This is a genomic window from Curtobacterium sp. MWU13-2055, assembly GCF_023242305.1.
In the GTDB taxonomy this organism is placed as follows: domain Bacteria; phylum Actinomycetota; class Actinomycetes; order Actinomycetales; family Microbacteriaceae; genus Curtobacterium.
The window spans coordinates 269,151-294,282 of sequence record NZ_JALLIO010000001.1; the positions used below are offsets into that span (position 1 = coordinate 269,151).

A 25,132-nucleotide genomic window follows, 5' to 3' on the forward strand; every position below is an offset into this window, starting at 1 on the left:
AGGATCGCCGTGTGCTGACATGAAGCACTTCTGACGTCTAGTAGGCTTGCGGCTGTGAGTGACACAGAAGCAACTGCAACAGCACCGCGCCGCGTCGTCGTCGCCGAGGACGAGTCGCTCATCCGCCTCGACATCGTCGAGATCCTCCGCGACAACGGGTTCGACGTGGTCGGCGAGGCCGGCGACGGCGAGACCGCCGTGCAGCTCGCCACCGACCTCCGTCCCGACCTCGTCGTGATGGACGTCAAGATGCCCCAGCTCGACGGCATCTCCGCAGCCGAGAAGCTGTCCAAGAACCACATCGCTCCGGTGGTCCTCCTCACGGCGTTCAGCCAGAAGGACCTCGTCGAGCGTGCGACCGAGGCCGGCGCGCTGGCCTACGTGGTCAAGCCGTTCACCCCGAACGACCTGCTCCCCGCGATCGAGATCGCCCTCTCGCGGTACCAGCAGATCATCACGCTCGAGGCCGAGGTCGCCGACCTCGTCGAGCGCTTCGAGACCCGCAAGCTCGTCGACCGCGCCAAGGGCCTGCTCAACGAGAAGATGGGCCTCACCGAGCCCGAGGCGTTCCGCTGGATCCAGAAGGCCTCGATGGACCGCCGCCTGACGATGCACGACGTCGCCAAGGCGATCATCGAGCAGCTCAGCGCCAAGAAGTAGCACCACCCGTCGCTCACACCAGCGCCGTCGGACCCCGGTCCGGCGGCGCTGCTGCGTTCCCGGGCGCGTGGGGCGCTCGGTGCGTGTGCATGTTCCGACAAGCCACCGGTTGATCGACGCGCGTTCTGTCGGAGTGTGCGGACGCATGCACTGGCGGCCACGGGCGCGTGGGGCGGTGGAGGCGACCACCTGGCAGGCTGGAGCCGTGGACGACGTGGTGATCCGGGCCTCCCGGCCTGAGGACATGCCGGCGGTGGCCGACCTGCGGTGGCGGTGGAGTGTCGGCGAGGGCGGCGCCGAGCCGGCCGCGACGCCGGACGACTACCGCGCGGCCATGACGGCCTTCGCCCGCGAACACCCGGACACGCACCGGTGTGTCGTCGCAGAGCGCGACGGTGCGGTGCTCGGCATGGCGTGGCTCGGACTCGTCGCCCGGCCGCCGACCCCGGACCGGCCGGGGCGACGCCTGACCGCCGACGTGCAGACCGTCTACGTGCACCCCGACCTGCGCGGGCTCGGCGTCGCCGGACGACTCGTCACCGCGCTGCTCGACATCGCGGACGACCTCGGCGTCGAGCGGACCTCGGTGCACTCGAGCGTCGACGGGGAGCGGCTCTACCGGCGGCTCGGCTTCGGCGACGCACGGCTGCTGCTGCAGCGTCCGCCCGAGGACTGACGACGGGTCAGCGTGCCTCGCGGATGAGGTTGGTGATGCGGACGGTGGAGCAGCGGCGCCCCTGGTCGTCAGTGAGCACGATCTCGTGCGTGGTGAGCGTGTTGCCGAGGTGGATCGCGGTGCAGACACCGGTGACGGTGCCGGACGTGGCGCTCCGGGTGTGCGAGGCGTTCAGCTCGATGCCGACGGCGTAGCGGCCCTCGCCGGCGTGCACGTTGGCGGCCATCGAACCGAGGCTCTCGGCGAGGACGACGTAGGCGCCCCCGTGCAGCAGGCCGACCGGTTGACGGTTGCCCTCGACCGGGATGCTGCCGACGGCGCGGTCGGCCGACATCTCGGTGATGACCATGCCCATCTTGGTGGCCAGCTCACCCATCCCGCGGGCCGCGAGCCGCTCGTCGACGTTCCCGATGATGGTGGCTTCGTCGGTCACGCGCTCGAACTCCCGTGTCGGATGGCGTCGGTAGGCTGTCCGGGTGTCGGACTCCGCAAAGCCTACCCTCATGGTCATCGACGGCCACTCGCTCGCCTTCCGGGCCTTCTACGCGCTGCCGGTCGACAGTTTCGTGAACCGCGACGGGCAGCACACGAACGCCATCCACGGCTTCATCTCGATGCTGCTCATGCTCCTGCAGCGCGAGAAGCCGACGCACCTGGCGGTTGCGTTCGACATCTCCCGGTTCTCGTTCCGCACCCGTGAGTACGAGGCGTACAAGGGCACCCGCTCCGAGACCCCGGCCGAGTTCAAGGGGCAGATCCCGCTGCTGCAGCAGGCGCTCGAGGCGATGGGCATCACCACCGTGACGAAGGAGGACTACGAGGCTGACGACATCCTCGCGACCCTGTCGTCCCAGGGTGCTGCGCAGGGGTACCAGGTGTACGTCGTCTCCGGCGACCGCGACGCCATCCAGCTCGTCAACGACGACGTGACGCTGCTGTACCCGTCGGTCCGTGGCGTCTCCGAGCTCACCCGGTACGACCGCGACAAGGTGTACGAGCGCTACGGCATCGAGCCGCACCAGTACCCGGACATCGCCGCGCTCGTCGGCGAGACCAGCGACAACCTGATCGGCATCGACAAGGTCGGCGAGAAGACCGCGGTCAAGTGGGTCACGCAGTACGGCTCGCTCGAGGGGGTCCTCGAGCACGCCGACGAGATCAAGGGAGTCGTCGGCAACAACCTGCGCGAGCAGCGGGACCGTGCCGTCCGCAACCGCCGGCTCAACCGCCTGGTCACCGACGTCGAACTGCCCGTCGGTCCGGCCGACGTCGCGCTCCGTCCCCTCGACGAGACCGCCGTGCGTGAGCTGTTCGCCAAGCTGCAGTTCCGCACGCTGCTCGACCGCGTCTTCAAGGTCGCCGGCTCCGGTGAGCCGTCCGAGCAGCCGGCCGAGGGCGGGGTGACCGACGGCGCCGCGACCCCGCCGTCGGTGAAGACCCTGATCGACGAGGAACTCGGGTACTGGCTCGAGCGCCGCAACGCTTCCGAGGCGGCGAACGGCTACGGCGTCGCGGTCGAGGTCATCGACGGCCGACTCAGCACCATCGGCATCGCCACCCACGACGACGCCGTCCAGGTGCCCGGTGGCAGCGGCGCGAAGGACTACGAGCAGCTCTCGGCGTGGTTCGCCTCCGCCGCTCCGAAGCACTTCCACGACGCCAAGACCGCGATCAAGGTGCTCGCGACCGCGGGCTTCGTCGTGAACGGCATCGCCGGCGACGCCCGCATCACGGGGTGGCTCGCCCAGCCCGGCAAGCAGGGGCAGCCGCTGGCCGACCTCGTCTACCAGGAGCTCGGCGAAGAGCTCCCCACCGCCGACCCGAACCAGCTCGTGCCGGAGACCGACCCGGTCAACGTCGGCGTGCACGCGTGGTTCGTCCTGCGGGTCACCACGGCGCTCCGTGCCCGGATCGACGAGTCGTCGCTCAAGGTCCTCGACGACATCGAGCTGCCGCTGGTGTCGGTGCTCGCGAGCATGGAGACGATCGGTGTCGGCATCGACCGACCGGTGCTCACGGGGTTGTCGAAGGAACTGGGGGAGCGTGCCGCCGACCTGGCGCAGCAGGCGTTCGCCGAGATCGGGCACGAGGTGAACCTCGGTTCCCCGAAGCAGCTGCAGGAAGTCCTGTTCACCGAGCTCGCGATGCCCAAGACCCGCAAGACGAAGACCGGGTTCTCGACCGACGCCGCGAGCCTGGCCGACCTGCAGGAGCAGCACCCGCACCCGTTCCTCGGCCTGCTGCTGCAGCACCGCGACGCCACGAAGCTCCGCCAGATCGTCGACACGCTCGACGCGGCGATCGTCGACGGGCGCATCCACACCCGGTACGAGCAGACCGGCAGCAGCACCGGCCGCATCTCGTCGACCGATCCGAACCTGCAGAACATCCCGGTGAAGACCGCGGTCGGACGCCGGGTCCGGTCGGCGTTCGCCGTCGCGGAGCCGTACACGACGCTCATCACGGCCGACTACTCGCAGATCGAGATGCGCATCATGGCGCACCTGTCCGGCGACCCCGGTCTCATCCAGGCCTTCAACGAGGGCGAGGACCTGCACCGCTTCGTCGGCGCCCGCGTGTTCGGTGTCGAGCCGGCCGAGGTCTCCGCCGAGATGCGCACCAAGGTCAAGGCGATGTCGTACGGCCTGGCTTACGGGCTGAGCGCGTTCGGGCTGTCGAAGCAGCTCCGCATCGAGCAGTCCGAGGCCCGGACGCTCATGACCGAGTACTTCGCCCGGTTCGGCGCCGTGCGCGACTACCTGCGCAACGTCGTCGAGCAGGCGCGCGAGGACGGCTACACCGAGACGATCTTCGGTCGTCGCCGGCCGTTCCCGGACCTGAAGAGCCCGAACCGCGTCCTGCGCGAGAACGCCGAGCGCGCCGCGTTGAACGCGCCGATCCAGGGCTCGGCGGCCGACATCATGAAGATCGCGATGCTCGGCGTCGACCAGGACCTGCGCGACGGCGGACTCGAGTCGCACCTGCTGCTCCAGGTGCACGACGAGCTCATCCTCGAGGTCGCGCCCGGCGAACAGGACCGCGTCGAGGAGATCCTCCGCACCCGGATGGGCAACGCCGCCGAACTCACCGTGCCGCTCGACGTCTCGGTCGGTCTCGGCGCGAACTGGGAGAGCGCGGCGCACTGACCGCGGGTCGCGACGCGACCACAGAACGGACGGGACCTCAGGCCGGCATCGCGACGACGCCGAACACCTCGCCCTGGGGGCCGAGCACGATCGCCGAGCGCCCGAACGGGCTGTCGAACGGTTCCATCAGGGCGGTCCCGCCCCGCTGGACGGCCAAGTCGACGGTCCCGTCGGTGTCGTCCGAGCCGAACCACGTCAACCAGTACGCCGGGACGCCCTCCGGCAGGCCGCCTGGTGGCGCGAAGACGCCGGCGACCGGGTCGGCCTCGGCGGGCGCTCCGGGCAGCTTCGCCGAGGTGTAGGGCTCCGACGGATCGCCGAACACGTCGTACGACCAGCCGAACAGGGCCGTGTAGAAGGCCTTCGCCGCCTCGGCGTCGCGCGTGTGCACCTCGGCCCAGCACGGAGCACCGGGCTCGTTGACCCGACCGGAGCCGTCGTGCGCCCCTGCCTGCCAGAGTCCCACGACCGCACCCGTCGGGTCGGCGGCGATCGCCATCCGACCGGCATCGAGCACGTCGAACGCGGGTGTCAGGACGCTGCCGCCTGCGGTGATGACGCGAGCGGTGATGGCATCGACGTCGTCGGTGGCGAGGTACGCCGTCCAGCTCGGTGGCTGTCCCTCGCCCGTGAGCGGACCGATCCCGGCGACCGGGCGGCCACCGAGGAGCGCCGTGACGTACCCACCGGCCTCGGCGGGGCCGTCCTCGACGTGCCACCCGAACACGTCCGTGTAGAAGGTGCGGGCCGCGTCCACGTCGGGCACACCCAGGTCGGACCAGCAGGGCGTGCCCTCGGTCCAGCGACCATCGTGTTCGGACATGCAACATCCTTTCCTCTGACCGGACGGTCCCGGTGGCCACGATCCTAGGACCGCTGTCCGTCGTCCGAGCCGGTCGATAGGGTCGGAGCATGAGCGAAGAGCGTCCCGTCCGCCAGCAGACCGCCGTCGACCACGTGGCCGAGGGATGGGTCGCCACCCTCGTCGACCTCGACCCGACGACGGCCACGTACATCGGTGTGCCGGGTCGCACGGGGGAGTACGGCGACACCTCGCCCGCCGGCGCGGCCGCCCTGGCCGACGCGGCACGGGCCGCGAAGCGCACGCTCGACGCCGCGGCCGCGGTGGACCCCGTCGACGAAGTCACGAAGGCGGACCTCGGCGCCGAACTCGACCTGGTGCAGGAGTCGTACGCGCGGAAGCTGCACCTCCGCGACCTCAACGTGATCGCGAGCCCGGCCCAGTCGGTCCGCGAGATCATCGACCTGATGCCGACGGCGACCGAGTCGGACTGGCACGACGTCGCCAGCCGACTGCACGCGTTGCCGGACGCGCTCGAGGGCATCCGCGAGACCCTGCTCGAGGGCACGCGCGAAGACGTCACCCCGGCGAAGCGGCAGGTCGCCCTGGTCGCGGAGCAGGCCGCCCGCAACGGTGCCGAGGACGGCTTCTTCCGCCGGCTCGCCGAGGGTGCGGCGTTCGACGACGGCTCTCCCGTGCCGGACTCGCTCCGTGCCGAGCTGACCCGTGGGGCCGAGGTCGCCTCGGCCGCGTACCGGAGCCTCGGGCAGTTCCTCGAGCACGAGCTGCTGCCGCTCGCCACCCCGGTCGACGCCGTCGGGCGCGAGGCCTACGAGCTGCACTCCCGCCGGTTCCTCGGTGCCGTCGTCGACCTCGACGAGACGTACGAGTGGGGCCTTGAGGAACTCGCCCGCATGCGCGACGAGCAGGAGCGGATCGCGGACCGGATCGAGCCGGGTGCGAGCGTGGCCCGGGCGATCGAGGTGCTGGACACCGACCCGTCGCGGATCCTGCACGGCACGGACGCCCTGCAGCGCTGGATGCAGGAGACGAGCGACGCCTCCGTCGCGGCGATGGCCGGCACGTACTTCGACATCCCGGACCCGATCCGCCGGCTGGAGTGCCGCATCGCCCCGACGCAGGAAGGCGGGATCTACTACAGCGGGCCGTCCGACGACTTCTCGCGCGCGGGCCGGATGTGGTGGTCGGTGCCCGAGGGCGTCACCGAGTTCGGCACCTGGCGCGAGAAGACGACGGTCTACCACGAGGGCGTCCCCGGCCACCACCTGCAGATCAGCCAGGGCGTCTACAACCGCGGTGAGCTGAACACGTGGCGTCGCCAGCTGTCCGGCTCGTCCGGACACGTCGAGGGCTGGGCGCTCTACGCCGAGCGCCTGATGGAGCAGCTCGGGTTCCTCGACGACGACGGCGACCGGCTGGGCATGCTCGACGGCCAGCGCATGCGTGCCGCCCGCGTGGTGCTCGACATCGGCGTGCACCTGCAGAAGACGAACCCGGACGGCGGCGGCTGGACGTGGGAGTACGCCCTCGACTTCATGCGCGAGAACGTGAACATGGACGACGCGTTCGTGCAGTTCGAGGTCGCGCGGTACTTCGGGTGGCCCGGACAGGCGCCGTCGTACAAGGTGGGCCAGCGCGTGTGGGAGTCGATCCGCGACGAGGTCGCCGCCCGCGAAGGCGCCGACTTCGACCTGAAGTCGTTCCACCGTCGTGCGCTCGCCCTCGGCAGCATCGGTCTCGACACGCTGCGGAGCGCGCTGCTCGGCTGACGCGCGGGTGACACGCCCGGTTGTGGGGGCTCCGCCGGTGCGGTTAGACTTGTGCGGCGCAATCCGCGCCACTCAATCAATCGCCACGGCGGAGCACCACGGGGGTCTCGACTCCCCGCACGCCACGGCCCGACTCATGTCCGTTCGGAGCAATCTCTACATGACAACCACTACGACCAAGGCTCCTAAGCAGGTCGCCATCAACGACATCGGTTCGGCTGATGACTTCCTGGCCGAGGTCGAGAAGACCCTGAAGTTCTTCAACGACGGTGATCTCATCTCCGGCACCGTCGTGAAGATCGACCGCGACGAGGTCCTCCTCGACGTCGGTTACAAGACCGAGGGCGTCATCCCCTCGCGCGAGCTCTCGATCAAGCACGACGTCGACCCCAACGAGGTCGTCAAGGTCGGCGACGAGGTCGAGGCCCTGGTCCTCCAGAAGGAGGACAAGGAAGGCCGCCTCATCCTGTCCAAGAAGCGTGCGCAGTACGAGCGCGCATGGGGCGACGTCGAGAAGATCAAGGAGTCCGACGGCGTCGTGACCGGTACGGTCATCGAGGTCGTCAAGGGTGGCCTGATCGTCGACATCGGTCTCCGCGGCTTCCTCCCCGCCTCGCTCATCGAGCTCCGTCGCGTCCGCGACCTCACGCCGTACCTCGGCCAGGAGATCGAGGCGAAGATCCTCGAGCTCGACAAGAACCGCAACAACGTGGTCCTGTCGCGCCGTGCGCTCCTCGAGCAGACGCAGTCCGAGTCCCGGACCACGTTCCTCAACAACCTGCACAAGGGCCAGGTCCGCAAGGGCATCGTGTCCTCGATCGTCAACTTCGGTGCGTTCGTGGACCTCGGCGGCGTCGACGGTCTCGTCCACGTCTCCGAGCTCAGCTGGAAGCACATCGAGCACGCCAGCGAGGTCGTCGAGGTCGGTCAGGAAGTCACCGTCGAGATCCTCGAGGTCGACCTGGACCGTGAGCGCGTGTCGCTCTCGCTCAAGGCGACGCAGGAGGACCCGTGGCAGGTCTTCGCCCGCACCCACGCGATCGGTCAGATCGCACCGGGCAAGGTCACGAAGCTCGTCCCGTTCGGTGCCTTCGTCCGCGTTGCCGACGGCATCGAGGGCCTGGTGCACATCTCCGAGCTCTCGAACAAGCACGTCGAGCTCGCCGAGCAGGTCGTCTCGGTCAACGACGAGGTCTTCGTCAAGATCATCGACATCGACCTCGACCGTCGCCGCATCTCGCTCAGCCTCAAGCAGGCGAACGAGGGCGTGGACCCCGAGGGCACCGAGTTCGACCCGGCGCTCTACGGCATGCCGACCGAGTACGACGACAAGGGTGACTACAAGTACCCGGACGGCTTCGACCCGGAGACGAACGAGTGGCTCGAGGGCTACGACACCCAGCGCACCGAGTGGGAGGGCCAGTACGCGGCCGCCCAGGGTCGTTGGGAAGCCCACAAGGCGCAGGTCGCGAAGACCATCGCCGACGAGGAAAAGGGTGGCTTCGACCTCCCGGCCGGCGCCTCGACGTCGTCCGCTTCCTCTTCGTCGTCGTTCTCGAGCGAGACCGGTGGCGCAAGCCCCCTCGCCGACGACGCTTCGCTGGCGGCGCTCCGCGAGAAGCTCAGCTCGACCAACTGATCGAGCGAGTCGCACTGACCGGAAGCCCGGCATCCCCCAGGGGGTGCCGGGCTTCCGGCGTTTCCACGCTGCGGGTCGTTAGCCTGTCGCAGTGCGCATCATCGGTCTCACGGGCGGCATCGCCGCGGGCAAGTCGACGGTCTCCAAGCGGTGGGCGGAGCACGGCGGCGTCGTCGTCGACGCCGACCGGCTGGCGCGGGACGCCGTCGCACCCGGCAGCCCCGGGCTCGCGCAGGTCGCCGAGCGCTTCGGTCACTCGGTGATCGCGGCCGACGGCTCACTCGATCGCCCCGCGCTCGGAGCGATCGTGTTCTCCGACCCGGCGGCACGCAAGGACCTCGAGGCGATCACCCACCCCGAGGTCTGGCGGCTCGCCCAGCGTGCGTTCGACGCGGCCGAAGCCGCCGACCCGGACGCCGTCGTCGTGTACGACGTACCCCTGCTCGCCGAGGCCCGCGGATCCCGGCCGCTCCGGTTCGATGCGGTCGTGGTCGTCGACGCCCCCGCTGCGCAGCGCATCGAGCGGCTGGTGGAGCACCGTGCCATGGAACGCGACGAGGCCGAGCGCCGGGTGGCCGCACAGGCGAGCGACGCCGACCGACTCGCCCTCGCCGACCACGTCGTCGACGCGACGGGCACCCTCGACCAGACGATCCGATCGGCCGACGAGGTGTGGTCGCGGATCAAATCGTGAAGCACCGTCTGCTGCTCGTCCTCGCCGCGATCGTGCTCGTCGCGATCGGCGGCGGTGCGCTGGTCGCGGCGAACCTGCTCGGTGCGCAGCGCATCGAGGACGAGGGACGGGTCCCCACGATCGATCGTTCGCACGCCGACGAGCCACCGTCGGGCGACGAGCGCGGACCCGAGGGGGAGTTCCACCGCTTCCGTCTCGGAACCGTCAACGGCGAGCGACTGACCCCGAACCGCGACGACTTCGCCGCCCGCACCTCGACCGACGGCCCCCTGCTGTTGTTCCTGCCCGCGACGAGGTCCCGCCCGGCGGAGTACCAGCGGTTCCTCGGGCAGGCCCTGGCGGACGGGTACCACGTGCTCGGGCTGGACTACTGGAACCTCGGTCGCACCCTGTCCGGCACGTGTGAGTCCGACGCCCGCTGCTACGGCATGGTGCAGCGCAACCGGTTCGACGGCACCCGTCAGTCCGAGTTCAGTTCGGTGACGCCCGCCGGGTCGATCGTGTCGCGTTTCCGTGACGCGGTGGCCTACCTCGACGACCACGACCCCGACGGCGGCTGGGGCCGCTTCGTGCAGGGTGACGACGACATCGCCTGGCAGGACATCGTCGTGGCGGGACACTCCCAGGGCGGCGGCGAGGCGGCGTACATCGCGCACATCCGGTCCGTCCGCGGCGCGCTGATGTTCTCGTCGCCCGTCGAGTCACGGGGGCCGTCGCACGCGGCGTGGATGAACCGCCCCGGCAAGACCCCCGTCGCCCGGATGTACGCCGTCGACGACGTCCGCGACACCTTCGGCCCGCGGATCACCGGGTCGTGGCGGGTCCTCGGGCTCGACGGCGTCGACGGCCCCTTCCGGACGGACACCGATCCACCGCTCGCCGGCGCGGACCCGCACGCGATCCTGACCGACGTCCGGGGCCGGGGGAAGGCGCACTCGTTCATCATCAAGGACTCCACGCCGCTCGGACCGGACGGGGAACCCCGGATGACCGCGCTCTGGCAGTGGATGCTGCACCGGTTCCCCTCTGACGGCTCATAGGCTCGCGCAATAGCCTCTGCTGGTGCAGCCCGTCGACGGAGAACCCGACCTGCGCTCGCTCATCCGCGACCGCGCGGCGGAGAGCCCCGAGCGCCCCTACCTGGAGGACGCCCGTTCTGCGCGCGTCCTGACCTACCGAGCGCTCGAGGACGCCGTGACCGCCTGGTCCGCGACGTTCGACGCGATCGGCGTCCCCGCCTCCGGAGCCGTCCTCGTCGACGTCGGCGACCCCCTCGCGTTCGCCGTGGTGCACCTGACCGCCGTGGCGACCGGGCGCCGTGCCGTCCCGGTGGACACCGGACAGCCGGCGACCGAGCCGGCCCGTCTCGCCGACCTGATCGGCGGGGCCTCGATCATGGTGTCGGACCGCGCCGTGGACGGGACCGTCCCCGGAGTGCCCGCCAGCGGGATCGACGCGGCCACGTTCCTCCCGGCCGCCGTCCGTGACGGTGACGTGCCCACGCAGAGCCCGGACGCACCGGGCGAGGGGTCCGTGGTGCTCTTCACCTCCGGGTCGACCGGCGCTCCGAAGGGCGTCGAGCTGCCGGAGTCGCAGCTGCTGTTCGTCGCGCGGGCGGTCGCGCGGCACAACGGGTTGACCGGCCGCGACCGCGGGTTCAACTCGCTGCCGCTGTTCCACGTCAACGCCGAGGTCGTCGGCCTGCTGGCGACGCTCGTCGCCGGGGCGACGCTCGTGCTCGACGTGCGCTTCCGGCGGACCGGGTTCTGGGAACTGCTCGCCGAGCGGCGCATCACCTGGCTGAACGCGGTGCCGGCGATCCTCGCCGTGCTCGCGAAGACCGGGCCGTTGGACTTCCCGGAGGGCCTCCGGTTCGTCCGGAGCGCTTCGGCACCGCTGCCGGACCCGGTGCGCACGGCACTCGGTGACGTCCCGCTCGTCGTGAGCTGGGGGATGACCGAAGGTGCGTCGCAGATCACCGCGACACCGCTGGACGCGCCTGCTCGCCCCGGGACCGTCGGCGTGCCCGTCGGGTCCGAGGTGCAGGCACGCGACGAGGACGGCGCAGCCCTGCCCGCCGACGAGGTCGGTGCGCTGTGGGTGCGCGGCCCGGGGATCGTCGGGCGCTACCTGTTCGGGCGCGCTCCCGACCGCTTCGACGCCGACGGCTGGCTGAGCACGGGAGATGTGGGGTCCGTCGCTGCGGACGGCTGGGTCTCGCTCGCCGGACGCTCCGACGACGTCATCAACCGTGGCGGCGAGAAGGTCTACCCCTCCGAGGTCGAGGACGTCCTGCTCGGCGATCCCCGGGTGCTCGAAGCCGTGGTGGTCGGGCGGCCGGACGACGTGCTCGGGGCCGTCCCGGTGGCGTACGTGATCCTGCAGCAGGACGCAGCGGACGCCGCTGCGCTCGTCGCCGACCTGACCGCGCGCGCCGAGGCCCACCTGACCCGCTTCCGCCGCCCCGTCGAGATCATCGTGGTCCCCGACCTGCCGCGCGCGCCCACCGGCAAGGTGCAGCGGGCGAAGGTGCGGACGATGGCGCAGCCGTCGTGACCGGCGCTCAGCCGCAGCCACGGGCCCAGCCGCAGCCGCAGCCGGAGGCCCAGCCACAGCCCCAGGTCCAGACCCCGACCCGCACCGCGGCGGGCAAGCCACGCCACCTGTACGAGGTCGACGTCCTCCGGATCCTGACCTTCGCCTGCGTCATCGGCGTGCACACCACCAGCCACACCGCCGCGTCCGACGACGCCGGCCTGAACGCGCTGCTCGCCCTGCTGCACTTCACCCGGCTCGTCTTCTTCTCGCTGACGGCGTTCGTGCTCGTCTACAGCTACACGCTGCGACCGCGGCCGATGGCGCAGTTCTGGCCGAAGCGGTTCCTGCTCGTCGGGGTGCCGTACCTGGCGTGGTCGTTCGTGTACGTCGGTTCGAGCTGGCTCCTCAGCAGCACCCGTCGGGGCGACGTGCCCGACCTGGTGCGCACGCTCTCCGAGGGCATCGTCACCGGCACGTCCTGGTACCACCTGTACTTCCTGCTCGTGACCATGCAGGTGTACCTGCTGCTGCCGGTCATCGTGTGGCTGGTCCGGAAGACCCGCGGGCACCACGTCACGACGCTCGTCGTGGCGCTGGTGGTGCAGCTCGTCGTGTTCGCCGGCTACAAGTACTTCCCGGCAAGCGACGCCTGGCTGCACGGCTACCAGAAGCAGTTCTTCTTCTCGTACGTGTTCTTCATCGTCTCCGGGGCGATCGCCGCCGATCACGCCGACGCGTTCCTCCGGTTCATCCGGGTGCACCGCCGGGCCGTGCTCTGGGCGTTCGCCGGCGTCGGCGCGCTGACGCTCGGCGTCTGGGCGCTCCAGGTCGCCCTCGGCCAGTCGCTCTACGCCGCCGGCACGCCACTGCAACCGATCGAGGCCGTGTGGAGCACCGCGGTGTTCGTGGGCTTCCTGGCGATCGGTGCGCACTGGGCGGATCGTCGGCGCCCCGGCAGCTCGGTCGCGCGCTTCGTCGACTACGCCTCGGACCGGTCGTTCGGGATCTTCCTGAGCCACCCGTTCCTGATCTGGATCCTGCTGTACGGCGACAGCTGGCTCGAGGCCGTGGTGCCGCGGCCGTGGCTGACGCTCGTCACGTACCTGCTCGTGGTGGTGCTGTCCGTGGCGGTCACCGAGGCGTTCCGGTGGACCCCGCTGAGCGTGCCGCTCACCGGCCGGCCGTCGCTCGCGTCCCGCGCCCAGCGTCAGGCGCGCGCCACCCGGCGCTGACCTGTCCGTTCCGGGCGTCCCTGGTCGGTTCTCCCGACCAGGGACGCCCGTTCCTGCTCGCTGTGCGCGGCGGCGGATGCGCGTCGCGGCGGTGGACGCGCTGCGCGGCGGACGGGAGGCGCGGGTCGGCCCGGACCCGGGCCTCCCGTCCGGCGGTCGGGGACCACCAGGGCCGCGCGCACGCCCGGCGGGTCCCGTTGCGGATAGCGGAATCGGGCGTACCTGGTCGTTCCTCGCGACCAGGTACGCCCGATTCGGCACGGCGTGCCGCTGACAGCGCGCGTCGCGGGTCAGACGGTGCGCTGCTCGGCGGCGGGGGTGCCGACCTCGAGGACACCGTTCGTCGACGTGAGCCGCTGCGGCTTCATGAACCACGCGACGACCGCCGCGGCGCCGAGCAGCACGCACGACAGGGCGAACGGCAGCTGCCAGCCGGACGCGTCGATGAGCAGCCCGAAGACGATCGGGGAGACCACGCCGGCGATGCCGAAGCCGGTGTTCATGAAGCCGGACGCGGTGCCGGACCACTGCGGGGCGACGTCCATCGGGATCGCCCAGAGGTTCGCGTTGCAGAGCTCCAGGAAGAAGAACGACAGCGCGAGCGAGATCGTCGCGACGAGCAGGCCCTGCCCGATGACGAGCGGGATGAGGCAGACGAGCGACCCGCCGAGTCCGATCACCAGGACGGTCCGGCGGGCGTTCCGGGTGTTGCCGCCGCGGTGGATGATCCGGTCGCTGAGCATGCCGCCGACCGTGTCCCCGACGACGCCGGCGAGCAGGATGAGCGTGGTGAACAGCGCGAAGTCGCCGATCTCGAGCCCGTAGGTCGAGCTGAGGAACGTCGGCAGCCACGTGAGGAACACCCAGAGGGTCCAGCCGTAGCCGAAGTCGACGAAGGTCACCGGCAGGATCTGCCGCGCCATCTGCCGCCACGGCACCGGCGGACGGGTCGCACGCGTCTCGACGGGCGGGAGCTCGTCGATCTCGACCTGCGTGATGCCCTTCGTGGACTCGGGCTTGTCGCGGAACCAGACGAACCAGACGATGCCCCAGGCGAAGGACAGGACGGCCGTGGCGAAGAACGCCCACCGCCAGCTGCCCGTCGAACCGATCACCCAGGCGACGAGCAGCGGGGCCAGCGCGTTGCCGAGCCGGGCCGCGGAGTGCACGACGCCCTGCGCGAAGCCGTTGCGGTCGCGGGGGATCCAGCGGGTCATGGCCTGGGTCGCGGTCGGGAACGCCGCGGCCTCGCTGAGCCCGAGGAGCGCCCGGGCCGCGAACAGGGTCCAGAAGCCGACCGCGAAGCCGGTCCACAGTGTCGCGACGCCCCACACCACGGTGATGACGAAGAGGGCCTTGCGCGGTCCGAACTTCTCGCTGATCGTGCCGCCGAAGACCTGCAGCAGCGCGTAGGGCAGTGAGAACGCGGACACGATCAGGCCCGCGGTGGCCTCGTTGAAGCCGAACTCCTCGGTGATGTGCGGCAGCGCCGTCGAGATGTTCGTCCGGTCGATGTACGAGATCGCGTACATGAAGCAGAGCAGGAGGAGCACTCGTCCGCGGATGCGTCCGCGGAACGGGGTGCCCTTCGTCGGTGCGGCGGGGGTCGCCGTCGTCATGGGGCCTCTTCGGGTGTGGCTCGTGCTGGCTCGTCGGGGACGTGCGGAGCGATCGGGTTGCTGAACGGACCGGACGCTATGCCCGCTGGTTATCAGCGGACTTGGAGGCTGCTTGGCGAGGACGATACGCCCAGGGCGAGCAGGGGCGCCGGTGTCAGGGGTGCCGACTACCGTTGATCCCATGGGTGTTGCGATCGAACCGACCCGAGCGGTACGTCCGTTCGAGGTCATCAGCGAGTACACGCCGAGTGGCGACCAGCCTGCGGCCATCGCCGAGCTCGCCGGGCGCATCAACGCCGGTGAGACCGACGTCGTGCTGCTCGGTGCGACCGGTACGGGCAAGTCGGCGACGACCGCCTGGCTCATCGAGCAGGTGCAGCGGCCGACACTCGTGCTCGCGCACAACAAGACCCTCGCCGCGCAGTTGGCGAACGAGTTCCGCAGTCTGATGCCGAACAACGCGGTCGAGTACTTCGTGTCGTACTACGACTACTACCAGCCCGAGGCGTACGTCCCGCAGACGGACACCTTCATCGAGAAGGACTCCTCGGTCAACGCCGAGGTCGAGCGGCTCCGGCACTCGACGACCAACTCGCTGCTCAGCCGGCGCGACGTCGTCGTGGTGTCGACGGTGTCCTGCATCTACGGCCTCGGCACACCCGAGCAGTACATGAACGCCTCGGTGGCACTGCACGTCGGGCAGACGATCTCGCGCGACCAGCTCGTGCGCAAGTTCGTCTCGATGCAGTACCAGCGCAACGACGTCGACTTCGCCCGCGGTACCTTCCGCGTGCGCGGCGACACCATCGAGATCATCCCGATGTACGAAGAGCACGCCATCCGGATCGAGATGTTCGGCGACGAGGTCGAAGCGCTCTCGTCCCTGCACCCGCTGACGGGCAACGTGATCAACGACCTGCCCGCCGTGTCGATCTTCCCGGCGTCGCACTACGTCGCCGACACCGACGTCATGCACCGCGCCATCGTCGACATCAAGGCGGAGCTCGCCGAGCGCCTGGCCGAGCTCGAGGGACAGGGCAAGCTGCTCGAGGCCCAGCGGCTCCGCATGCGCACCACGTTCGACATCGAGATGATGGAGCAGATCGGCTTCTGCTCCGGCATCGAGAACTACTCGCGGCACATGGACGGCCGCGTCGCGGGCGAGGCACCGCACTGCCTCATCGACTACTTCCCCGACGACTTCCTCATCGTCATCGACGAGTCGCACGTCACCGTGCCGCAGATCGGTGCGATGTACGAAGGCGACGCCTCGCGCAAGCGCACCCTGGTCGACCACGGGTTCCGGCTGCCGAGCGCCCTCGACAACCGTCCACTGCGGTTCGAGGAGTTCCTCGACCGCGTCGGGCAGAAGGTCTTCCTGTCGGCGACGCCCGGTCGGTACGAGCTCGGCATCACTGACAGCGTCGTCGAGCAGATCATCCGTCCGACCGGCCTGGTCGACCCCGAGATCGTGGTGAAGCCGAGCGACGGCCAGATCGACGACCTGCTCGAGGAGATCAAGCAGCGCGTCGACAAGGACGAGCGCGTGCTCGTCACGACCCTGACGAAGCGCATGGCGGAAGAGTTGACCGACTTCCTCGGCAACGCCGGTGTGCGGGTGCGGTACCTGCACTCCGACGTCGACACGCTCAAGCGCGTCGAGCTCCTGACCGAACTGCGACAGGGCGTCTACGACGTGCTCGTCGGCATCAACCTGTTGCGAGAAGGCCTCGACCTGCCCGAGGTGTCCCTGGTGGCCATCCTCGACGCCGACAAGGAAGGCTTCCTGCGGTCGTCCACGTCGCTCATCCAGACGATCGGTCGCGCGGCCCGCAACGTGTCGGGCCAGGTGCTCATGTACGCCGACAAGATGACCGACTCGATGAAGACCGCGATCGAGGAGACCGATCGTCGTCGCGAGAAGCAGGTCGCGTACAACCTGGAGCGCGGCATCGACCCGCAGCCGCTCCGCAAGAAGATCGCCGACATCACCGAGGTGCTGCAGCGCGAGAACGACGACACCAAGGCGCTGCTGCAGGGTCGTCCCGGTGCCGACGGTCGCCGCTCGCCCACGCCCAACCTGAAGCGGGGCGGCATCGCGGGCGAGGGCGCGACCCAGCTCGAGGCGACGATCGGCGACCTCAACGACCAGATGCTGCAGGCCGCGGCCGAGCTGAAGTTCGAGCTCGCCGCGCGACTCCGTGACGAAGTGCAGGACCTCAAGAAGGCGCTGCGGCAGATGGAGTCGGCCGGGCATGTCAGCTGACGGTCGCCGCACAGTCGTCGTCACCGGAGCGAGCGCGGGCCTCGGGTACCACGCGGCCGAGCAACTCGCCGCGTCCGGGCACCGGGTCGTGCTCGCCACCCGCGACCGGGGTCGGGCCGCAGCGGCGGAAGAGAGCATCCGGCGGCACGTGGACGGAGCCTCGTTGGCGCACGTGCACCTCGACCTCGCCGACCTCGACTCCGTCCGTGCCGCCGCCGACGAGCTCGCGGCCCTCGAACCGGACGGCGTCGACGCGATCGTGAACAACGCCGGCGTCGTCGGGGCCTCGACTCCGAGCGCCACCGCACAGGGCACCGAGCTGCAGATCGGCACGAACCACCTGGGGCACTTCGCCTGGATGGCGCTGACGATGCCGCTGCTCGAACAGCGTGGCGGTCGCGTCGTGCACCTCGGGTCGATCGCACACCGATGGGCCAGCCTCGACCCGGGCGACCCGTTCCGCGTCGGCCACTACTCCAGCTACCGGCAGTACGGCCGCAGCAAGCTCGCGGTGATGCTGTTCGGCTTCGAACTCGCCCAGCGGTTGGCGGATGCGGGCTCGTCCGTCGCCAGCGTGGTCGCGCACCCCGGGTTGTCGCTCGACGCGCTCTCCCCGGAGCGCCCGGACGTCGCACCGTCGCGCCCGGAACCCGCGTGGACCCGGCCGGCGCAGCGGCTGTACGCCCAGGGCAAGGACGCCGGTGCCGAACCCCTCGTGCACGCTGCGGTCGCCGCGGACGTGCGCTCGGGGGAGTACTGGGGACCGGCCGGGTGGATGCAGCTGCGCGGACCCGCAGCCGTGGTCCGTGCCGAGCCGCGCGCCCACGACCGGACCGCCGCCGCGCGGCTCTGGACGGCCAGCGAGCGTCGTTCCGGGGTCGCGTTCGCTCTCGACGCACTCGTCTGACCACCGACTCGCGGGCGGATGTCGGACCCCTTTCGTAGAATCGACGGCGATGACAATCACCTCTGACCGCGGCACCGCGACCTCGGGCCGGAACGCCTTCGGCGAGCCGACCGACCCCCACCTCCCCGGCGTGACCGTCCCGACCGGCTCCTCGACGCTCAGCGTCCGCGGGGCCCGGGTGCACAACCTCCGGAACGTCGACCTCGAGATCCCCCGTGACTCCCTCGTGGTGTTCACCGGCCTGTCCGGATCCGGCAAGTCGTCACTGGCCTTCGACACGATCTTCGCCGAGGGCCAGCGACGCTACGTCGAGTCCCTGTCCGCGTACGCGCGACAGTTCCTCGGCCAGGTCGACCGGCCCGACGTCGACTTCATCGAAGGGCTGTCGCCCGCGGTGTCGATCGACCAGAAGTCGACGAACCGCAACCCGCGGTCGACGGTGGGCACGATCACCGAGGTCTACGACTACATGCGTCTGCTCTGGGCGCGCATCGGGGTGCCGCACTGCCCGACGTGCGGCGAGGTCATCAGCAAGCAGACCGTGCAGCAGATCGCCGACCAGCTCATGGAGTTCGAGTCCGGCACGCGCTTCCAGGTGCTCGCCCCGGTCATCTCCAAGAAGAAGGGCGAGTTCGTCGACCTCTTCCAGGAACTCGCGGCGTCCGGCTACGCCCGCGCGATCGTCGACGGTGAGCGCATCCAGCTCAGCGACCCGCCGAAGCTCAAGAAGCAGGTCAAGCACGACATCTCGGTGATCGTCGACCGTCTGGTGTCGAACGAAGACATCCTCGGTCGGCTCACCGACTCGCTCGAGACGGCACTGCGCCTGACCGGTGGCACCGTCGGCATCGACCTGGTCGACCACGACGGACCCGGCGCCGTGCGCACCTACTCCGAGAACCTGTCGTGCCCGAACAACCACCCGCTCGCGCTGACCGAGATCGAGCCCCGCACGTTCTCGTTCAACGCGCCGTTCGGTGCCTGCCCGGAGTGCTCCGGGCTCGGCACGCGCATGTCGGTGGACCCGGACCTGGTGCTCGGCGACCCCGATGCCTCGCTGCGCGACGGCGTCCTGCTGCCCTGGACCGGAGCGAGCGGGCTGTACTCGTACTTCGAGAAGCTCCTCGCCGGCCTCGGCAAGGACCTCGGGTTCACGCTCGACACCCCGTGGAGCCAGCTCGACGCCTCGGTGCAGGCCGCGATCCTGACGGGCAAGGACTTCCAGGTGTCGGTGTCCTGGCGCAACCGCTTCGGCCGCGAGATGCGCTACACCAGCGGGTTCGAGGGCGTCATGCCCTACATCGAGCGCAAGTTCGCCGAGGCCGAGTCGGACTCGCAGCGCCAGCGCTTCCAGGGCTACCTGCGCGAGGTCCCGTGCCCGGTGTGCGAGGGAACACGCCTCAAGCCCGAGGTCCTGGCGGTCACGGTCGACGGCCGCAGCATCGCCGACGTCACCGACATGTCCCTCGACAACGCGTACGCGTTCATGGACACCCTGACGCTCACCGACCGCGAAGCGCACATCGCCGCGGCGGTCCTGCGCGAGATCCGGGCGCGCCTCGAGTTCCTGCTCGAGGTCGGCCTGAACTACCTGACCCTGGCGCGCGGCGCCGGCGGGCTGTCCGGTGGCGAAGCACAGCGCATCCGTCTCGCGACGCAGATCGGCTCCGGCCTGACCGGGGTGCTGTACGTGCTCGACGAGCCGAGCATCGGGCTGCACCAGCGCGACAACCGCCGTCTCATCGACACCCTGGTCAAGCTCAAGGACCTCGGCAACACCCTGATCGTCGTCGAGCACGACGAGGACACCATCCGCACGGCTGACTGGGTCGTCGACATCGGCCCCGGGGCCGGCGTCAACGGCGGCAACGTCGTGCACTCGGGCTCGTACGAGGGCATCATCGCGAACCGCGAGTCGGTGACGGGGGACTACCTCGCCGGTCGTCGTGCGATCGAGGTCCCCGCCGAGCGTCGCAAGGTCAACCTGAAGCGCACCATCAGCGTGCAGGGCGCACGGGCGAACAACCTCAAGACGATCGACGCCGACTTCCCGCTCGGGGTGTTCACCGCGGTCACCGGCGTGAGCGGGTCGGGCAAGTCCACCCTGGTCAACGACATCCTGTACAAGGTGCTCGCGAACCAGCTCAACGGCGCCCGGCACATCGCCGGCAAGCACACCCGCGTCAAGGGCCTCGACCAGCTGGACAAGGTCGTGCACGTCGACCAGGCACCGATCGGCCGCACACCGCGGTCGAACCCGGCGACCTACACGGGCGTGTTCGACCGGATCCGTCAGCTGTTCGCCGAGACCCCAGAGGCGAAGACCCGCGGTTACCAGCCCGGTCGGTTCAGCTTCAACGTCAAGGGCGGCCGGTGCGAGAACTGCTCCGGCGACGGCACGATCAAGATCGAGATGAACTTCCTGCCCGACGTCTACGTCGCGTGCGAGGTCTGCGGCGGCGCGCGCTACAACCGCGAGACGCTCCAGGTCCACTACAAGGGCAAGAGCATCTCCGAGGTCCTGGACATGCCGATCAGCGAGGCGGCCGAGTTCTTCGAACCGATCTCCGCGATCCACCGGTACATGGCGACGCTCGTCGACGTGGGCCTCGGGTACGTCCGTCTCGGCCAGAGCGCGACCACGCTCTCCGGCGGCGAGGCACAGCGCGTCAAGCTCGCCACCGAGCTGCAGCGCCGCTCGAACGGCCGGACCGTCTACGTGCTCGACGAGCCGACGACGGGTCTGCACTTCGAGGACGTCCGCAAGCTGCTCATCGTGCTGCAGAGCCTGGTCGACAAGGGCAACACCGTCATCACGATCGAGCACAACCTCGACGTGATCAAGTCGGCCGACTGGGTCATCGACATGGGCCCAGAGGGTGGCGCCGGCGGCGGTACGGTGCTCGCGACCGGCACCCCGGAGCACGTGGCCGACGTGCCGGAGAGCTTCACGGGCGTCTTCCTGCGGGAGATCTTCGACGCACAGGACGCCCGGGTCGGCAAGCAGCAGGCGGTGGAGGCCCGCACGGCGAGCCGACCGGGCAAGTCGACCAAGCAGAAGGCGGGTGCACGGTAGGTGGCGGACACCGTTCCGTGGCGCCCGAAGGCGGGAGAGATCCCGACCGACCCGGGCGTCTACCGCTGGCGTGACGAGGCCGGCCGGGTGCTCTACGTCGGCAAGGCGAAGAACCTCCGCGCCCGGCTGAGCAACTACTTCGCACCGCTGCCCACGCTGCACGAACGCACCCGGCGCATGGTGCTGACGGCCCGCAGCGTGGAGTGGACGACGGTCGGCTCCGAGATCGAGGCACTGCAGCTCGAGTACACCTGGATCAAGGAGTTCGACCCGCCGTTCAACGTCAAGTTCCGTGACGACAAGTCGTACCCGTACATGGCGATCACCATGGCGGACGAAGCCCCACGGGTGATGGTCACGCGGAACCGGAAGATCAAGGGTGCGAAGTACTTCGGGCCGTACCCGAAGATCTGGGCGGTGCACGACACCATCGACCTGATGATCAAGGTGTTCCCGATCCGCACCTGCTCGGATTCCTCGTACAAGCGCGCGATGCAGACGGGCAAGCCCTGCTTCCCAGGGCAGATCGGCAAGTGCGGAGGCCCCTGCTCGCAGCGCGTCACCATCGAGGAGCACCGTGCGCTCGTCGAGGAGTTCGTGCGGTTCATGAACAACTACGACCGCCGGGTGATCACCGAGCTGCGCCAGCGCATGGGGGCCTCGGCCGACGCCATGCAGTACGAACAGGCCGCGAAGTTCCGCGACCAGGTCGAGGCGCTCGAGGCCGTGCTCGAGAAGTCCGCCGTGGTGCTCCGCGACTCGGTGGACCTCGATCTGTTCGGCATCGCCGAGGACGAACTCGCCGCGGCCGTCCAGCTGTTCTCGGTCCGTGGCGGGCGCATCCGCGGTGTCCGCGGGTGGGTCGTCGACAAGGAGCTCGACATCTCGACCGGTGACCTGGTCGAGCAGATCGTGCAGGGCGTCTACGCCGACAACGAGCTCACGCCGGCCGCCGTCGCCGAGGAACCCCCGCGCGAGGTCGTGGTGCCGACCCTGCCCGAGGACGCCGACGCACTGCAGCAGTGGCTCAGCGAACGACGGGGCGGCCGCGGCACGAAGCTCAGCACGGCGCAACGCGGTGACCGTGCCGGCCTGGCCCGCACGGCCGCGCAGAACGCCGCCCAGGCGCTGATGCTCTACAAGACGAAGCGGTCAGCCGACTACACGACGCGCTCCGCGGCCCTCGCCGACATCCAGGACGCCCTCGGCATGACCGAGGCCCCGCTCCGCATGGAGTGCTACGACATCTCGCACCTGCAGGGCACGAACGTCGTGGCGTCGATGGTGGTGTTCGAGGACGGCCTGCCCCGCAAGGACCAGTACCGCCGCTACACGATCGCCGAGACCACCGACGACACCGACAGCATGTACCAGGTGCTCACGCGGCGTCTGGCGCGCCTCGACGAGGACGCGGACCTGCCGGACGTGCCCGACGTGACGAGCGCCGAGGTGGTCGAGGGCTCCAAGCCCTCGAAGCGGTTCGCCTACCGCCCGCAACTGCTCATCGTCGACGGCGGACAACCCCAGGTGCAGGCCGCCAAGCGTGCGCTGGACGAAGCCGGAGTGCGCGACATCGCGCTGGTCGGCATCGCGAAGCGCCTCGAGGAGCTCTGGCTGCCCGACGACGACTTCCCGGTGATCATGCCGCGCAACTCCGAGGCGCTCTTCCTCATCCAGCGCATCCGCGACGAGGCGCACCGGTTCGCGATCACGCACCAGCGCACCCGCCGCAAGCGCGACGTGCGGTCCCGGCTGTCGGAGATCCCCGGGCTCGGGCCGTCGCGGGTGAATGCGCTGCTGAAGCACTTCGGGTCCGTGGCACGGCTGCGCGAGGCCACGGCCGACGAGATCAGCGAGGTCAACGGCGTCGGTCCGGCGACCGCCGCGGCGGTCGTCACGAAGCTGCAGCAGACCCCGACCAGCGCGCCGGACGCCGAGACGGACGCTGCGGACGCCGAGCCGGTCCCAGCAGGCCCGGTGCGGGTCCCCGACGTGACCCACGACGGTCCGCAGCTGCCCACGTGACGCATCCCGTGCCTCCCGACACCTGTCGGGCGATACCCTGGTCCCGCAGCCGAGACCTCCCCGGGCGACGCGCCCGGGCCGCCACGACGGAGCCCACTCCCAGATGACCGACAGCGCCACAGCGACCGCGCACGCGTCGCAGCACGACATCCTCATCGTCACCGGCATGTCCGGGGCCGGGCGTTCGACGGTCGGCAAGGCCCTCGAAGACCTCGGCTGGTACGTCGTCGACAACCTGCCGACGCAGATGCTGGCACCGCTCACCGAACTGGCCGACCGCGCCGGCGAGAAGATCCCGAAGATCGCCACGGTCGTCGACGTCCGCGGCGGACGGTTCTTCACGGACCCGGAGCACGCGGTCGAACAGGTGCGGTCGACCACGTCCGCACGGGTCCGGGTGCTGTTCCTCGAAGCCACCGACGCCGTCCTGGTGCGGCGCTTCGAGCAGGTCCGACGACCCCACCCGCTCCAGGGCGAGGACACCCTGCTCGACGGCATCGCGCGCGAGCGGACCCGGTTGGCCGGTCTGCGCGAGGCATCCGACATGGTGATCGACACCTCGGACCTCAACATCCACCAGCTCGCGAACACCGTCACCGAGCAGTTCGCCGACGATCACTTCGTGGGTGTTCAGGTGACGCTCATGAGCTTCGGGTTCAAGTACGGACTGCCCGCCGACGCCGACATGGTGGCCGACGTCCGGTTCCTGCCGAACCCCTACTGGGTCCCGGAACTCCGGGCCCACACGGGCCTCGACCAGCCCGTCTCGGACTACGTCCTGGCCCAGGCCGGAGCCCGTCCGTTCGTCGATCGGTACGTCTCCGTGCTCGAGCCGGTGCTCGAGGGGTACCAGCGCGAGAACAAAAGACACGCTACGATCGCCATCGGCTGTACCGGCGGGAAGCACCGCTCGGTCGCCATCGTCGCCGAGTTGGCGAACCTCCTCCGCGGGATGCCTGGCGTCGCCGTGCGTGTGAAGAACCGAGATCTCGGCCGGGAGTGACCGTCCCTCCGGCCGCTCCCCACGTACGTGCCGCCGGAATCGCGGGACCACCAGATGAACGTTAGGAATGATGCTGTGCCGTTGACTGCCGAGGTCAAGGACGAACTGGCCAGGGTCGCCGTGAACCGCAACACGGTCCGCGCCGCCGAACTGGCCACGATCCTCCGGTTCGCGGGTGGCCTGCACGTCATCTCGGGCCGCATCGCGGTCGAGGTGGAGCTCGACACCCGGATCATCGTGCACCGGGTCCGCAAGGACCTCGCCGAGCTGTACGGCGTCCGCAGCGAGGCGTCGGTGGGCTCGTCCGCGTCGTCCCGTCGTGGCACCCGCTACCTGGTCCGCGTGCTCGAGGCGGGGGAGACCCTCGCACGCCAGACCGGTCTGATGGACGCCCGTCGTCGCCCCGTCCGCGGGCTGCCGAACCGGCTCACCACGGGCAACCGCGAGGACCTCGCCGCGATCTGGCGCGGTGCGTTCCTCGCCTCCGGCACCCTGACCGACCCGGGCCGGGCCGCAGCGCTCGAGGTCACGTGCCCCGGCAACGAGGCCGCCATGGCCCTCGTCGGCGCCGCGTCGCGTCTCGGCGTCGCCGCGAAGGGCCGCGAGGTCCGTGGCGTCCACCGCGTCGTCATCCGCGACGGCGAGGCCATCGGCCAGATGCTCACGGTGATGGGCGCCGCCCGCACCACCGCCGACTGGGAGGAGATGCGGCAGCGTCGCGAGGTCCGTGCGACCGCGAACCGCCTCGTCAACTTCGACGACGCCAACCTCCGCCGTTCGGCGCAGGCCGCCGTCGCCGCCTGCGCCCGCGTCGAGCGCGCGCTCGAGATCCTCGGCGACGAGGTCCCCGACCACCTGCAGTACGCCGGCGCGCTGCGCCTGCAGCACCGCGACGCGTCGCTCGACGAGCTCGGCCAGCACGCCGACCCGCCCATGACGAAGGACGCCATCGCCGGTCGCATCCGCCGACTCCTCGCCATGGCCGACAAGCGCGCGTCCGACCTCGGCATCCCCGGGACGGAAGCGAGCGTCCCCGAGGAGCTCGAGGGCGTCTGAGAC

Annotated in this window: 18 protein-coding genes; 15 read left to right on the forward strand and 3 right to left on the reverse strand. The window is 70.1% G+C overall.

The features are described from left to right. Positions 1-54: 54 nt before the first annotated feature. Positions 55-660, forward strand: coding sequence for an ANTAR domain-containing response regulator (locus M4960_RS01205; protein WP_071291723.1), 606 nt, complete (start codon positions 55-57; stop codon positions 658-660). A 205-nt stretch (positions 661-865) separates the two neighbouring features. Further along, positions 866-1,336 carry a GNAT family N-acetyltransferase gene (locus M4960_RS01210; RefSeq protein ID WP_173168614.1) on the forward strand — a complete coding sequence of 157 codons (471 nt, stop codon included), beginning with the start codon at positions 866-868 and terminating at the stop codon, positions 1,334-1,336. Between the two features lie 7 nt (positions 1,337-1,343). Here the strand turns inward: M4960_RS01210 and M4960_RS01215 are convergent, their stop codons facing one another. Then, positions 1,344-1,712 carry a PaaI family thioesterase gene (locus M4960_RS01215; protein WP_131846571.1) on the reverse strand — a complete coding sequence of 123 codons (369 nt, stop codon included), beginning with the start codon at positions 1,710-1,712 and terminating at the stop codon, positions 1,344-1,346. Between the two features lie 100 nt (positions 1,713-1,812). Here M4960_RS01215 and polA point away from each other — a divergent pair, with 100 nt between their 5' ends. After that, the gene (gene polA / locus M4960_RS01220) at positions 1,813-4,482 is read left to right on the forward strand and encodes a DNA polymerase I (RefSeq protein WP_173168613.1); all 2,670 of its coding nucleotides are present in this window, start codon (positions 1,813-1,815) and stop codon (positions 4,480-4,482) included. 37 nt (positions 4,483-4,519) lie between these two features. Here the strand turns inward: polA and M4960_RS01225 are convergent, their stop codons facing one another. Continuing rightward, positions 4,520-5,305, reverse strand: a complete 786-nt coding sequence (locus M4960_RS01225; RefSeq protein ID WP_248703270.1) for a VOC family protein — start codon at positions 5,303-5,305, stop codon at positions 4,520-4,522. Positions 5,306-5,394: 89 nt separating this feature from the next. On the opposite strand from M4960_RS01225, the gene M4960_RS01230 reads away from it, so the two are divergent. The 6 genes from M4960_RS01230 to M4960_RS01255 all read left to right on the forward strand — a co-directional run bounded on the left by M4960_RS01230 (position 5,395) and on the right by M4960_RS01255 (position 13,177). Further along, a complete protein-coding gene (locus M4960_RS01230; RefSeq protein WP_248703271.1) occupies positions 5,395-7,074 on the forward strand; it encodes a DUF885 domain-containing protein in 1,680 nt (559 codons plus the stop codon). Positions 7,075-7,234: 160 nt separating this feature from the next. Next, the gene (gene rpsA, locus M4960_RS01235; RefSeq protein WP_111083948.1) at positions 7,235-8,713 is read left to right on the forward strand and encodes a 30S ribosomal protein S1; all 1,479 of its coding nucleotides are present in this window, start codon (positions 7,235-7,237) and stop codon (positions 8,711-8,713) included. A 91-nt stretch (positions 8,714-8,804) separates the two neighbouring features. After that, positions 8,805-9,407, forward strand: a complete 603-nt coding sequence (coaE, locus tag M4960_RS01240; RefSeq protein ID WP_248703272.1) for a dephospho-CoA kinase — start codon at positions 8,805-8,807, stop codon at positions 9,405-9,407. Continuing rightward, entirely contained in the window at positions 9,404-10,447 is a 1,044-nt protein-coding gene (locus M4960_RS01245; protein ID WP_132100315.1) for a hypothetical protein, read from the forward strand. Before coaE ends, M4960_RS01245 begins: the two co-directional genes overlap by 4 nt. 22 nt (positions 10,448-10,469) lie before the next feature. After that, positions 10,470-11,963: a class I adenylate-forming enzyme family protein gene (locus tag M4960_RS01250; protein WP_248703273.1), complete on the forward strand. Its 1,494-nt coding sequence runs from the start codon at positions 10,470-10,472 to the stop codon at positions 11,961-11,963. Next, a complete protein-coding gene (locus M4960_RS01255) occupies positions 11,960-13,177 on the forward strand; it encodes an acyltransferase (RefSeq protein WP_248703274.1) in 1,218 nt (405 codons plus the stop codon). Before M4960_RS01250 ends, M4960_RS01255 begins: the two co-directional genes overlap by 4 nt. Positions 13,178-13,467: 290 nt before the next feature. Here the strand turns inward: M4960_RS01255 and M4960_RS01260 are convergent, their stop codons facing one another. Continuing rightward, on the reverse strand, positions 13,468-14,796 hold the full coding sequence (locus M4960_RS01260; protein ID WP_248703275.1) for an MFS transporter: 1,329 nt from the start codon (positions 14,794-14,796) through the stop codon (positions 13,468-13,470). A 193-nt stretch (positions 14,797-14,989) separates the two neighbouring features. Here M4960_RS01260 and uvrB point away from each other — a divergent pair, with 193 nt between their 5' ends. The 6 genes from uvrB to whiA all read left to right on the forward strand — a co-directional run bounded on the left by uvrB (position 14,990) and on the right by whiA (position 25,129). After that, positions 14,990-17,062, forward strand: a complete 2,073-nt coding sequence (uvrB, locus tag M4960_RS01265) for an excinuclease ABC subunit UvrB (RefSeq protein WP_111084166.1) — start codon at positions 14,990-14,992, stop codon at positions 17,060-17,062. Next, on the forward strand, positions 17,052-17,969 hold the full coding sequence (locus tag M4960_RS01270) for an SDR family NAD(P)-dependent oxidoreductase (RefSeq protein WP_248703276.1): 918 nt from the start codon (positions 17,052-17,054) through the stop codon (positions 17,967-17,969). Before uvrB ends, M4960_RS01270 begins: the two co-directional genes overlap by 11 nt. A gap of 49 nt (positions 17,970-18,018) precedes the next feature. After that, on the forward strand, positions 18,019-21,045 hold the full coding sequence (uvrA, locus tag M4960_RS01275; RefSeq protein ID WP_228505224.1) for an excinuclease ABC subunit UvrA: 3,027 nt from the start codon (positions 18,019-18,021) through the stop codon (positions 21,043-21,045). After that, a complete protein-coding gene (gene uvrC / locus M4960_RS01280; RefSeq protein ID WP_248703277.1) occupies positions 21,046-23,070 on the forward strand; it encodes an excinuclease ABC subunit UvrC in 2,025 nt (674 codons plus the stop codon). Positions 23,071-23,173: 103 nt separating this feature from the next. Continuing rightward, positions 23,174-24,073: an RNase adapter RapZ gene (rapZ, locus tag M4960_RS01285; RefSeq protein WP_111083956.1), complete on the forward strand. Its 900-nt coding sequence runs from the start codon at positions 23,174-23,176 to the stop codon at positions 24,071-24,073. 75 nt (positions 24,074-24,148) lie between these two features. Next, a complete protein-coding gene (gene whiA, locus M4960_RS01290) occupies positions 24,149-25,129 on the forward strand; it encodes a DNA-binding protein WhiA (RefSeq protein ID WP_111083957.1) in 981 nt (326 codons plus the stop codon). The last annotated feature ends 3 nt before the right edge of the window (positions 25,130-25,132 follow it).

Excerpts from the sequence above, each read along its gene's own strand:
- M4960_RS01215 (WP_131846571.1), bottom strand. The coding sequence starts at position 1,712 with ATGGGTGAGCTGGCCACCAAGATGGGCATGGTCATCACCGAGATGTCG.
- M4960_RS01225 (WP_248703270.1), bottom strand. The coding sequence starts at position 5,305 with ATGTCCGAACACGATGGTCGCTGGACCGAGGGCACGCCCTGCTGGTCC.
- M4960_RS01230 (WP_248703271.1), top strand. The coding sequence starts at position 5,395 with ATGAGCGAAGAGCGTCCCGTCCGCCAGCAGACCGCCGTCGACCACGTG.
- rpsA (WP_111083948.1), top strand. The coding sequence starts at position 7,235 with ATGACAACCACTACGACCAAGGCTCCTAAGCAGGTCGCCATCAACGAC.
- M4960_RS01260 (WP_248703275.1), bottom strand. The coding sequence starts at position 14,796 with ATGACGACGGCGACCCCCGCCGCACCGACGAAGGGCACCCCGTTCCGC.
- M4960_RS01270 (WP_248703276.1), top strand. The coding sequence starts at position 17,052 with ATGTCAGCTGACGGTCGCCGCACAGTCGTCGTCACCGGAGCGAGCGCG.
- uvrA (WP_228505224.1), top strand. The coding sequence starts at position 18,019 with ATGACAATCACCTCTGACCGCGGCACCGCGACCTCGGGCCGGAACGCC.
- rapZ (WP_111083956.1), top strand. The coding sequence starts at position 23,174 with ATGACCGACAGCGCCACAGCGACCGCGCACGCGTCGCAGCACGACATC.